The organism is Nocardioides thalensis, assembly GCF_013410655.1.
Classification (GTDB): Bacteria; Actinomycetota; Actinomycetes; order Propionibacteriales; family Nocardioidaceae; genus Nocardioides; species Nocardioides thalensis.
The window spans coordinates 2,838,506-2,850,380 of sequence record NZ_JACCFP010000001.1; the positions used below are offsets into that span (position 1 = coordinate 2,838,506).

An 11,875-nucleotide genomic window follows, 5' to 3' on the forward strand; every position below is an offset into this window, starting at 1 on the left:
ATGGTCAACCTCACCCGCATCTACACGCGCACCGGCGACGCCGGCGAGACCCGGCTCGGCGACATGAGCGTCACGACGAAGACCGACTCGCGGCTCGAGGCCTACGCCGACGTCGACGAGGCCAACGCCTTCATCGGCGTCGCAGTGGCGACGGGCGGGCTCGACGACGACGTCGTCAAGGTGCTGGTGCACGTGCAGAACGACCTCTTCGACGTGGGCGCCGACCTGTGCAACCCGGTGACGGACGACCCGGAGTACCCGCCGCTGCGCGTGGAGCAGGACTACGTCGACCGGCTCGAGGCGTGGTGCGACCACTACAACGAGCAGCTGCCCAACCTGCGCTCGTTCATCCTCAACGGCGGTACGCCGGCCGCCGCCCAGCTGCACGTCGCCCGCACCGTGGTGCGCCGGGCCGAGCGCAAGGCGTGGGCGGCGTACGCCGAGCACGGCGAGGTCATGAACAAGCTGGCGATCACCTACCTCAACCGGCTCTCCGACCTGGTGTTCATCCTCGCCCGGTACGCCAACCGCGAGCACGGCGACGTGCTGTGGGTCCCGGGAGGCGAGCGGAGCAAGTGATCCGGGCAGCGGTCGCCGCGGTCGCCGTCCTCGCGCTGCTCTCGGGGTGCAGCGGCGAGGAGGAGCGTGCTTCGCAGCCGACGGAGGAGACGACCGGGCGGCACCGGGTCCCGGACCCGCCGGCCGACCCGGACCCGGACAAGACCGCCCAGGTGCCCGAGCTCGATTCCCAGCCGCTGCCGAGCGCGCCACCGGTCACCGAGTCCTGGCAGGCGCCGCGGACCCCGGCCGAGCTGGCCGACCGGCTGACCCTCGCCGAGGACCTCCTCCACGACCCGGGCTCGGCTCAGCGCGTGCTCGACGCGGCGGCGTTCGAGACCCAGCTGCTCTACCGCCACCTCGCCCGGACCCCGGCCTGGGAGGAGCGGGTGCGCTCCGCGATCCCCGCCCGCTACCGCGCGTCGCTCGGCGACCACCTGACCGCGCGGCGCTCGCTGCGCAGCGTGCTGACCGAGCTGTCCGACACCGTGCCGGCGTGGCGGATCGTGCCCCCGGAGCCCACCCAGGAGCTGGAGCGCTACTACCGCGACGGCGAGGAGGAGTTCGGCGTGCCGTGGGAGGTGCTGGCCGCGGTCAACTTCGTCGAGACCGGGTTCGGCAAGATCCGCGGAACGTCGGTCGCCGGGGCGCAGGGACCGATGCAGTTCATGCCCGAGACCTGGGCGGCGTACGGCGAGGGCGACGTCAACGACCCCCGCGACGCGATCCTCGGCGCCGCGCGCTACCTCGCGTCCAACGGCGGCGGCACCGGCGACCCGGCGGACCTGGAGAACGCGCTCCACCGCTACAACAACCACTCGGGCTACGTGCAGGGGATCCTCGCCTACGCGCGCATCATCGAGCGCGACCCCGCCGCCCTCGACGGGCTGGTGCGGTGGCAGATCATGTACCTCTCCGAGATCGGCGACCTGTGGCTGCCGGTCGGCTACGAGTCGCAGGAGTCCATCCCGGCGCGGCGGTACGCGGAGGAGCACCCCGAGCGGCACCTCGGCACGATCACGAACTGACCGCTAGAAGTCGTACGCCGTCCGCATCCCCGCGAGCCACGAGCTGACCGCGCCGAGCCCCCACGCGTCCGCCTGCGCCGCGGCCGCGTCGGCGTGCGCCGCGGCGTCGTCCGCCCGCTCCTGTGCCCGTGCGGCGAGCGCCAGGTAGGCGTCGACCGGCGCCATCACGATCGCGCCGCCGACGGTGCAGGGGCGGCCGGCGAAGCCAGCGAGGTAGCCCTCGGCCCGCGCAGCCAGGGCGGTGTCGCCGAGGTACAGCGCGGCCTCCGCGGCGTGGCTCCAGGCGAGCAGGCTCAGCTGGTTCTCCTCCTCCGGCGGCCAGCCGAGGTCGTCGAGCACCCGGCGGGCGCCGTCCTGGTCGCCGGACCGCCACCGGTAGACGGCGTCGCTCGTCTGGAACGGCCAGTCGTGCTTCAGCAGCTGGTCGATCACCGGCAGCGCCTCGGCGGGCCGGTCGCGCCAGTAGGAGCTGACCAGCTGGGTGGCGGCGAACGCCTCGTCGGTCGACTCGTGGTCCATCCGCACGCCGAGGTCGGCGATCCGCTCGAGCGCCCGGTCGAGGTCGTCGAAGCGGCCGGCGGCCGCGGCCCACACCGCCTCCAGCCCGGTGAGCATGAGGTCGCCGTACGCGATCCGCAGCCGCTCGACGAGCACCCGGGTGCGGGCGACCTGGGCGGTCATCTCCTCGACGCGGCCGAGGTCACCCAGCACCATCGCGCGGAGGACGCCGGACACGACCGCCGACCGCTGGTCGCCGGTGGCCTCGGCGAGCTCGAGCGCATAGCTGCTCCAGGAGAGCCGGTCGGGAGCGCTGGTCGGGCTCCACATCGAGATGAACGAGAGCTGGTTGGCCGTGATCACCAGCGCCGGGTCGCCGAGCCGCAGTGCCATCGCGCGGCCCTCCTCGGCGAGAGCGACGGCGTCGTCGGACCGCGCCAGGTCGGTGGCCGGCGACGCGTCGGGATCGGGGATCTCCCCGTCCCCCGAGAGCTCCAGGGCGAGCCCGAGCAGGGTGCGGCAGCGCAGCTCGCCGTCGCCGGGAGGCAGCCGCTCGAGGCTGCCGCGCATGGCAGCGATGACCAGGCCGTTCTCCTCGAACGCCGGAGCCGTGCGCCACAGCACGCCGGTGGACGGTGCGAGCGCGGCCCGAGCGACCCGCTCCGGGTCGCGCAGCTCCTTGCCGATCCGGATCGCCTCCTCGACCACCGACACCAGGTGCTGGATCCGCACCGCCCACTTGTCGGCCTCCGCGAGCTCCATCAGGACGGCGTAGCGGTCCTCCAGCGTGGCCTCGGGGTCGTGGTCCATGCTCGCCAGCGCACCGGACAGCAGGTCGGCCGCCTGGCCGTGGTCGTAGAGGCGCGCGGCGACGCCGGCGGCGTCGCGCGCGGCGCGCCAGGCGAGCGCCGCGTGCGCCGGGCCGGCCTCGAGCCAGTGGTGGGCGGCCTCGGTCTCCCGTCCGACCGCGGTGAGCGCGTCGGCGACGCGCGCGTGCACCCGCGCGACCCGGCTGGCGCCGACCGCCGCGCGCAGCCGGTCGCGCACGAGGGCGTGGGTGAACAGGTAGTGGTCGACACCGTCCTCCCGCACCAGGCCGGCGGCCACGGCGGGGTCGACCACGTCGAGCGCGTCGTCCTCGTCGAGACGCGCTGCCCGCGCGAGGGTGGCGAGGTCGAAGCGACGGCCGATGACGGCGGCGGTGCGCAGAGCGGCGATCGTGTCGTCCGGCAGCCGGCCGATCCGCCGGTCGAGCACGTCGCCGACGGCTGCCGGAAGCACGCCGTGGGCGAGGTCGACGCCACCACCGCGCTCGGCGGAGAGCCGCGCCAGCTCCACGACGAAGAACGGGTTGCCGTCGGTGCGCGCGACCAGCGCGCGGGTGTCCCCCTCGGGCTCGCGGCCGGACACGGCCGCGAACACCGTGCGTACGTCGCGCTCGGGCAGACCGTGGAGGTCGACCCGTACGGCGTGCCGGCGGGCGAGAGCCTCCGCGACGTCGGCCAGGGTCCCGGTCGGGGGCGGGTGGAGCCGCCACGTGCCCGCGACCAGCACGGGCTCGTGAGCCGCCTCGACGAGCAGCCGGAGCACCCGCAGGCTCGCGTGGTCGGCCCAGTGCAGGTCCTCGAGCAGCAGCACCGTCGGACCCTGCCGCGCGGCGTCGCGGACGACCGAGGTGACCGCCTCCCAGAGCCGGAACCGGCCGTCCTCGTCGGCGCCACCGGAGCCACCGGGACCACCGGGCCCGCCGGCCGCGTCGACGAGGGTCATCAGGTCGGTGCCGAGCGCGTCGAGCACGGCCTTCCACGGCCACAGAGACGGAGCGCCCTCGTCCTGCGAGCACCGGCCCACCAGGACCCGGAAGCCGCGGCGCCGGGCCTGGACGAGCAGCTCGGCGGCGAGCCGGGACTTCCCGATGCCGGGCTCGCCGGTCAGCGCGGCGAACGACGTGCGGCCGTCGGCCACGTCGTCGAGCGCACCGGTGAGCGCCGCCAGCTCGGCGTCGCGACCGATCATCGGCCACGGGGCGACCGGGGCCTCGGCGTCCGGGCGGCGGGGCCGCGGCGGCTCCGACGATGCGGGCTCCGCCACCGGCGCCGGCGGCGCCGTACGGACCGGGCCGGAGGCGGGCGCGGCCCACACCAGCCGCTCGTCCTGCCGGAGCACGGCGGCCTGGAGGTCGCGGAGCTCGGCGGAGGGGTCGATACCGAGCTCCTCGTCGAGCACCCGGCGTACCTGGCCGAGCACGTCGAGGGCGTCGGCCTGGCGGCCCGCGCGGGCGAGCGCGACCGCCCGCAGCGCCCACAGCCGCTCGCGGAGCGGATGCGCCGACGTGAGCGCCTCGAGGTCCGCCGCGACGGTCGCGTGGTCGCCGAGCGCGAGGCCGGCGGCGGCGCGGTCCTCGAACGCGACCAGCCGCAGGCCCTCCAGCCGGGTGCGCTCGTTGGCCGCGGCGTCGACGTCGCCGAGGTCGGCGTACGGCGTGCCGCGCCAGCTCTCGAGGGCGGCGTCGATCGTCGCGCGCTGCCTGTCGATCTCGTCCCTGGGCAGCTCGTGGGGTCCCCAGACCGGCAGCGCCTGGAGCGCCTTGTGGGCCCGCGACACCGCCTGCTCGAACCGGTGCGCGTCCACCTGGTCGTCCGGGACCTTGAGCGCGTAGCCCGGGGCCGCGGTGACCAGGATCGTCGCCGGCGTGCGCGGAGCGCGGTCGGGCTCGACCACCCGCCGCAGCTGGGAGACGTAGGCCTGGAGCGTGCCCGTGACGCCGGGTGGCGCGTCGTCGCCCCAGAGGTGGTCGATGATCCCGTCGACCGACACCGGGCGGCCGCGGGCGAGCACGAGCGACGCCAGCAGCGCGCGCTGCTTGGGAGCGCCCAGGTCCAGAGCCGTCGTATCACGGCGGACCTCGAGCGCTCCGAGCACAGAGACCTCGAGGTGTGCGGGCGGCGGCACGTCCGCAGCATAGGGACGCGCGGGCGCCGTACGGGCCGCTTTGCGTCATTCGCCGACGGCCCCAGTCGGGCCCCAAGTGAACCCCAAGTCGGCCCCAAGCGGTCCCGGGCACCTTCGGTCCATCGCACCACCAACCCTCCGACCGAAGGAACCCCGATGAGCATCGACAACGACCTGGACCTGACCACCGGCACCACCGACCCCCTCGCCGCCGGCCACGCCCTCCGCGGCCTGCTCGGCGACCGTGTCGTCCTCCCCGGCGACGAGCAGTACGACGCCGCCCGGGTCGCGTGGAACCTCGCCGTCGACCAGCGTCCGGCCGCCGTGGCCGTACCGCGCTCGGCCGCCGAGGTGGCCACCATCGTCCGGATGGCGGCGGAGACCGGCCTCCGGGTCGCGCCGCAGAGCACCGGCCACAACGCGGGTCCGCTCGCCGCGCAGGGCCTCGACGACGTCGTGATCGTCCGGATGTCCGAGATGACGATGGCGATCGCCGACCCCACCCGCGGGATCGTCCGCGTCGAGGGCGGCACCCTGTGGGAGCCCGCCGTCGACGCCGCGGCCGCGCACGGGAAGGCGGTGCTGCACGGCTCCTCCCCCGACGTCGGCATCGCCGGCTACTCGCTGGGCGGCGGCATCGGCTGGTACGCCCGCAAGCTCGGCCTCGCCACCAACAGCCTCACCGCCGTGGAGATCGTCGTCGCCGACGGCACCCTGGTGCGGGCCGACGCCAGCCACAACGCCGAGCTGTTCTGGGCGCTGCGGGGAGGAGGTGGGAACTTCGGCGTGGTGACCGCGCTCGAGTTCCGGATGTACGACATCCCCACCGCCTACGCCGGGATGATGCTGTGGGGACCCGAGCACATCGAGAAGGTGCTGCGCGAGTGGGCCGCCTGGGCGCCGGGCGCCCCCGACGAGATCACCACCGCGTTCCGGGTGCTGCGGATGCCGCCGCTGCCGGAGATCCCCGAGTTCCTCGCCGGCCGGACCGTGGCCGTCATCGACGGCGCCGTGCTCGGCTCCGACGAGGACGGCGCGGAGATCCTCGCCGGCCTGCGTGCCCTCCGGCCCGAGCTCGACACGTTCGGCCGGGTGCCCGCCAAGAGCCTGGTCCGGCTGCACATGGACCCCGAGGGCGGCATGCCCGGCGTGTCCGACTCCGCGATGCTCGAGGGCCTGCCCGACGGCGCGATCGACACGTTCCTCCAGCACGCCGGTCCCGGCGTCGAGACGCCGCTCGCGATCGCCGAGCTCCGGCAGCTCGGCGGCGCGCTGGGTCGCGCGCACGAGGGAGGCGGCGTGTTGTCGAGCCTGGACGCGCAGTTCGGCGCGTTCCAGGCCGGCATGGCCATGACGCCCGAGATGGGCGCCGCGGTGCACGGCGCGGCCACCGCCCTCACCGGCGCGCTGGCGCCGTACTCCACCGGCGCTGCCTACCTGAACTTCGCCGAGAACCCGATCGACGCACGACGGGGCTACCGGCCCGAGGCGTGGCGCCAGCTCGCCGGGGTGCGCTCGGCCGTCGACCCGCACGGGCTGTTCGTCGCCAACCACCGGGTGCCGCGGCTCTTCGAGGACGGGCAGCCCACGACATGAGACCCATCGGAGCTGCCACCAGGAACACCAAGAACACCAGGAACACCGTCGGCAACGTCCGCTGACACAGGTCGCGACAGGGCTGTGGATGACCCCCCGGCCCTGTCGCACGTGCGTGGAACGATGGCAGTGCGATGGACGTGCTGGCCGCGATGACCGACGAGTTCCTCGAGGACTACTTCAGCCTCGAGACGCTCGAGCGCGCCGCCGACTACCGCGACCGGCTCGACGGGCCGCCCCACATCAGCAGCCTCTCCGCCGGCGCGGTCACCGCCACCGCCGACGTGATCGGCACCCGTCCCGCGCCCTACCACGTGCAGCTGCACGCCGAGGTCGGCCGGGCGACGGCACCGGGGCGTACGGCGCCCAAGGGCTGGCTGTTCACGCTGTGCACCTGCCCGGTGCGCACGATGTGCAAGCACGGCGCCGCCGTGGCGATGTCGATCCGCGCCGGCCACGCGCCGACGTCCGGGTCGAGCGACTGGGAGCGCCGGCTGGGCTCGCTCGTCGACGACCTCGCCACCCAGGAGCGGGCAGCGGAGGCGCCCCTCCCGCTCGCGCTCCAGGTGAGCCTCGACGAGGGCCGCGGCAGCAGCCACTACCGGTCCGGCCCCGCGATCCGGGTGCGGCCGATGCGGCCCGGAGCCCGCGACAATTGGATCAAGACCGGGGCCGAGTGGCCCGACATCCACGCCGGGCTGATCTCGCGGGCGTTCGAGCCGGCGCAGGCCGACGCGATCGGCGCGCTGCACGCGGCGCTCCAGGCCAACCGCGGCTACTACTCCACCGGCGTCTCGCCGTCGCTCGACCAGTTCGGGCCGCGGGCGGTCGACCTGCTGCGCGCGGCGGTCGACAGCGGCATCAAGATCCTGCCAGTGGCGCCGATCTCCTCCGTCGAGCTGCGACCCGATCCCGTCGCGCTCGCGGCCGACCTCACCGCCACCGAGGGCGGTGCCCGGATGCGCGTCGGCGTCGACGTCGACGGTGAGCTGCGGCGCGGGCCCGACGTGCTGGTCGTGGGCACTCCCGCGACCTCGGTCGCGCTCCTCGACCGGGCGACCGGCGGCCTCGTGCTCGCGCGGCTCTCCGGGCCGGTGCCGCGCTCGGTGCGCGAGCTCCTCGACGAGGACGCGGTCGTCGTACCCGACGACCAGCTCGACGCCTTCCGCGACCGGCTGACCACGCTGGTGCGGCAGCTGCCGCTGCGCTCGTCCGACGGGTCGGTGGTGGTCCCCGAGGCCGTCGCGCCGACGCTGCTGGTCGAGGTGGCCTGGCTGAGCTCGACCGAGGCCGACCTGACGTGGACCTGGCGCTACGGCGAGGCCCACCGCTGCGGCCTCCACAGCAGCGACCTGCTGGGCGGCCTGCGCGACCGGGCCGCGGAGCGCGAGATCAAGGCGCGGGTGCCGGCCGAGCTGCTCGGGCGCACCGAGGTGTCGGGCGGCGACGCGCTCGCGCTGGCGCTCCACGACCTGCCGTTCCTCGAGGAGCTCGACGACGTCGAGGTCGTGCAGGAGCAGCGGCCCGACTTCCGGGAGGCGACCGACGCTCCCGAGATCAGCTTCGACCTCGTCGAGCCCGACGAGGAGGCCGAGGAGCAATACACCGACTGGCTCGACCTGATGGTGACGATCAGCGTCGAGGGCGAGTCCGTGCCCCTGCCCGACGTGCTCGCCGCGCTCACCCGGGGCCACGAGTTCCTGGTGCTGTCGAGCGGGCTCTACATCTCCACCGACCGGCCCGAGTTCGACCGGCTGCGCGAGGTCGTCGAGGCCGCGGGCGAGCTGCGCGAGGTCGACGGCGAACGCATCGGCGTCGGCAAGCACGACCTCGGGGTCTGGGCCCAGCTCGCCGAGACCGGCATCGTCGACGCGCAGGCGGCGGCGTGGGTACGCCGGGCCGAGGCCCTGCGCGACCTCGACGCGCTGCCCGACCGCGAGCCGGTCGGGCTGACCACCGAGCTGCGGTCCTACCAGCGGTCGGGGTTCTCGTGGCTGGCGTTCCTCTACGACCACGGGCTCGGCGGCATCCTGGCCGACGACATGGGCCTGGGCAAGACGCTCCAGGTGCTGGCGCTGATGGCCTACGCCAAGCAGAAGGACGACGAGGCGTCCGCCCTCCCCTTCCTCGTCGTCGCCCCGACCTCCGTGGTCTCGGCGTGGGCGCAGGAGGCCGAGCGGCACGCGCCCGGGCTCCGGGTCGGCGTGGTCCAGCGCGGCACCGACGACGTGGCCGCGATCGCCGCGGAGTCCGACCTCGTGGTCACCACCTACACGCTGCTCCGCATCGGCCAGGCCGACTACGCGTCGGTGCGGTGGGCAGGACTGGTGCTCGACGAGGCCCAGCAGGTCAAGAACCACAACAGCAAGACCTACGGTGCCGCGCGCCTCGTGGCCGCGCCGTTCCGGCTCGCGGTGACCGGCACCCCGTTCGAGAACCGCCTGATGGAGCTGTGGGCCCTGCTCTCGATCACCGTCCCGGGGCTCTACCCGTGGCCGCAGAAGTTCAACGAGATCGTGGTCCGCCCGATCGAGAAGGGCGGCGACCAGCAGGCGCTCGACCGGTTCCGCCGGCGCATCCGGCCGTTCCTGCTGCGCCGTACCAAAGAGCTCGTCGCCGACGACCTGCCGCCCAAGCAGGAGCAGGAGCTCGACGTCGTCCTCGGCCCCAAGCACCGCAAGCTCTACGACACCCACCTCGCGAAGGAGCGCCAGCGCATCCTCGGCCTCGTCGACGACTTCGACCGCAACCGGGTGGCGATCTTCAGCGCGCTCACCCGCCTGCGCCAGCTGGCGCTCGATCCCGCGCTCATCGACCCGGCACACGACGCCGTCGGGTCGGCCAAGCTCGACCTGCTCGTCGACCACCTGCAGGAGATCGCCGAGGAGGGCCACAAGGCGCTGGTGTTCAGCCAGTTCACCTCGTTCCTCGGCCGCGTCCGCGAGCGGCTCACGGCCGAGGGCATCCAGACGACCTACCTCGACGGCTCCACCCGCGACCGGCCGACGGTGATCCAGCGGTTCCGCGACGGGGCGGCGCCGGTCTTCCTGATCTCGCTCAAGGCCGGCGGCGTCGGCCTGACGCTGACCGAGGCCGACTACGTCTTCGTGCTCGACCCGTGGTGGAACCCCGCCGCTGAGGCGCAGGCCGTCGACCGCGCGCACCGGATCGGCCAGACCGCGCACGTGCACGTCTACCGGCTGGTCGCCCTCGACACGATCGAGGAGAAGGTCATGGAGCTCAAGGCCCGCAAGGCCGAGCTGTTCTCCCAGGTCGTCGACGGCGACGGCGCGATGAGCACCGCCATCGGCGCCGACGACATCCGGGGGCTGTTCGGCGACTGACCCGGCCGGTGGTTGAGGTGCGAGGCCGCCCGCGGCCGAGCCGGCCGCCGGTGGTTGAGGTGCGAGGCCGCCCGCGGCCGAGCCTCGAAACCTCCGGCCCTCAGCAGTCGAAGACCGACCAGCAGATCTCGTTGCGCAACCGCTGGTCGTCGAGCACGAGGTCGCGGATCGGCGCGGGCAGTTGGTCACGCTGCCACGCGCACTCGCGCCGCCCCGCCTCCTCCGCCTCGTCGACGGGCGCAGCCGCACGGGCGGCCTTGATGGCGTAGGCGGCCGCGCCGAGCTCGTGCGCTGCCACATGTGCGACGACCGCGGCCTGACCGGCGGCGTACGCGGCATTGCGTGCGGCTCCGCGCAGCTCCCGGGCCGCGCCCATCGCGTGTCCGCCCGCGGCCCGTGCCTCCATCATCTTCACCTCGCCGCGCACCCACGCGCGGGCGTGCTCGATCGCCTCCCGCGGCCGGGCGTCGTCGGGCCTGGCCGCCTCGAAGTGGTGCAGGACGTGCTCCGCGCTCGCAGCCGCCCAGAGCGCGAGGAGGTGGTGGTCCTCGTCCGTGAGCGTCCCGCCACGGCGGATCGTCACGAAGCGCGGGTCGCGGACCTTCGGGAGGATCACCGGGCGCCACCCCCGACGGTGACGGTGCGAGCAGGCATCGCGATGGAGAGTAGCCCGCGCCGTGACGATGCGTCAGACGCTACGCAGGGCGGGGCGCTTGGTGCCGCTCCTCGCCTCCTTGGTGCGCGCCTTCAACAGCGACTTCTTCCGGATCTGGCGCCCGCTGACCTGCAGGGCGAAGTGCTCGTCGCTCGCGATGTCCCACCACAGCACGCTGCCGCTCACCTGGTAGCCCTTCAGCGTCGTACCGACCAGGTAGGTCAGCCACGGTTGCACGGCGTCGGTCTGGATCAGCGGGACCTCCTCCATCATCAGGCAGCACCCGTCCTCGCACCCGACCCACGGGTTGGCGCCCTCCGGGTGCCCCGGCACCAGCCGGTCGAGCACGGACGAGCCGCGGCCGGCGAGCGTCGCGCGGAAGCTCTCGCGCATGACGAGGTCGAGGAGGTCGAAGGTCTCGTCGTCCAGGGGCGGTTCGATCGAGAACGCGCCGTTGACGATGACGCCTTCGTCGTGGTGGGGCTGGGCCATGGAAGCTCCCGAGATCGAGACGATGTGTGCGAGCAATCGTCGCTTTCCAGGGCCTTGGCCGCGACCCTCGCCGGAGGGCCTGTGGACAACTGTGGCGACGTGGCATCTCCTCAGCACCGATCAGCGGCAAGGGGGTGACCTAACGTGTGCCTCGTGACCTCGGTGCTCTGGCAGGCGTCCGACGGCGGCAGCGAGCTCTGCGTGCTGGACAGAACCGATCGCGGCTGGCGGCTGACCGGGACCGTGCTGACGCACGATGAGGGGCGGCCGATGGAGATCCGCTACGCGGTGTCGGTCGATACGACGTGGGCAACCACCGACGTCGAGGTCGACGTCTCGACGGCAGGAGGTCCCTCGCAGGCGTTGACCGACCTCGCGGCTCTCTGGTCCGGGGAGCCGCGCCCTCCGGAGCTTCAGAGCTGCGTGGATGTCGACCTCAGCTTCACTCCGGCCACCAACACGCTGCCGATCCGTCGCCTCGACCTGGGGATCGGTGAGGACGCGGAGATCGAGGTCGCCTGGCTGGTCTGGCCCGACCTCGACGTACGCCCGGTGCGCCAGACATATGCCCGCCTCGGCGAGCGTCGGTACCGCTACACGCAGGACGACTTCGAGGCCGAGATCCAGGTGGACGAAAACGGCTTGGTCCTCGAGTACGAGGGCCTCTGGCGGGCGGTCGCACGCACCGAGAATTGACGCCTGTGCACAACTCGCCGGGCAGCGGGTTTGTGTCGGACCCTCGGCCTTGAATA

8 protein-coding genes are annotated in these 11,875 nt (G+C 73.8%); 5 read left to right on the forward strand and 3 right to left on the reverse strand.

The features are described from left to right. Together HNR19_RS13860 and HNR19_RS23570 are read left to right on the forward strand one after the other, a co-directional pair. On the forward strand, positions 1–579 hold the full coding sequence (locus tag HNR19_RS13860) for a cob(I)yrinic acid a,c-diamide adenosyltransferase (protein WP_179668469.1): 579 nt from the start codon (positions 1–3) through the stop codon (positions 577–579). Next, a complete protein-coding gene (locus tag HNR19_RS23570) occupies positions 576–1,586 on the forward strand; it encodes a lytic murein transglycosylase (RefSeq protein ID WP_218910256.1) in 1,011 nt (336 codons plus the stop codon). Before HNR19_RS13860 ends, HNR19_RS23570 begins: the two co-directional genes overlap by 4 nt. Before the next feature lie 3 nt (positions 1,587–1,589). Here the strand turns inward: HNR19_RS23570 and HNR19_RS13870 are convergent, their stop codons facing one another. Then, positions 1,590–5,036 carry a BREX system ATP-binding domain-containing protein gene (locus tag HNR19_RS13870; RefSeq protein ID WP_179668470.1) on the reverse strand — a complete coding sequence of 1,149 codons (3,447 nt, stop codon included), beginning with the start codon at positions 5,034–5,036 and terminating at the stop codon, positions 1,590–1,592. Positions 5,037–5,192: 156 nt separating this feature from the next. Here HNR19_RS13870 and HNR19_RS13875 point away from each other — a divergent pair, with 156 nt between their 5' ends. Beyond that, complete coding sequence (locus HNR19_RS13875) at positions 5,193–6,632, forward strand: FAD-binding oxidoreductase (RefSeq protein ID WP_179668471.1); 1,440 nt, start codon at positions 5,193–5,195, stop codon at positions 6,630–6,632. A gap of 134 nt (positions 6,633–6,766) precedes the next feature. Next, a complete protein-coding gene (locus tag HNR19_RS13880; protein ID WP_179668472.1) occupies positions 6,767–9,976 on the forward strand; it encodes a DEAD/DEAH box helicase in 3,210 nt (1,069 codons plus the stop codon). A gap of 100 nt (positions 9,977–10,076) precedes the next feature. Here HNR19_RS13880 and HNR19_RS13885 read toward each other — a convergent pair whose 3' ends face one another. Then, positions 10,077–10,592: a putative immunity protein gene (locus tag HNR19_RS13885; RefSeq protein ID WP_179668473.1), complete on the reverse strand. Its 516-nt coding sequence runs from the start codon at positions 10,590–10,592 to the stop codon at positions 10,077–10,079. 72 nt (positions 10,593–10,664) lie between these two features. Beyond that, a complete protein-coding gene (locus HNR19_RS13890) occupies positions 10,665–11,123 on the reverse strand; it encodes a hypothetical protein (protein ID WP_179668474.1) in 459 nt (152 codons plus the stop codon). A 153-nt stretch (positions 11,124–11,276) separates the two neighbouring features. Between HNR19_RS13890 and HNR19_RS13895 the strand changes: the two genes are divergently transcribed. Next, positions 11,277–11,819, forward strand: a complete 543-nt coding sequence (locus HNR19_RS13895; protein ID WP_179668475.1) for a putative glycolipid-binding domain-containing protein — start codon at positions 11,277–11,279, stop codon at positions 11,817–11,819. Positions 11,820–11,875: the final 56 nt, after the last annotated feature.

Bases quoted from the DNA above. Each gene is read 5' to 3' on its own strand.
- HNR19_RS13860 (WP_179668469.1), top strand. From the start codon at position 1: ATGGTCAACCTCACCCGCATCTACACGCGCACCGGCGACGCCGGCGAG.
- HNR19_RS13875 (WP_179668471.1), top strand. From the start codon at position 5,193: ATGAGCATCGACAACGACCTGGACCTGACCACCGGCACCACCGACCCC.
- HNR19_RS13880 (WP_179668472.1), top strand. From the start codon at position 6,767: ATGGACGTGCTGGCCGCGATGACCGACGAGTTCCTCGAGGACTACTTC.
- HNR19_RS13890 (WP_179668474.1), bottom strand. From the start codon at position 11,123: ATGGCCCAGCCCCACCACGACGAAGGCGTCATCGTCAACGGCGCGTTC.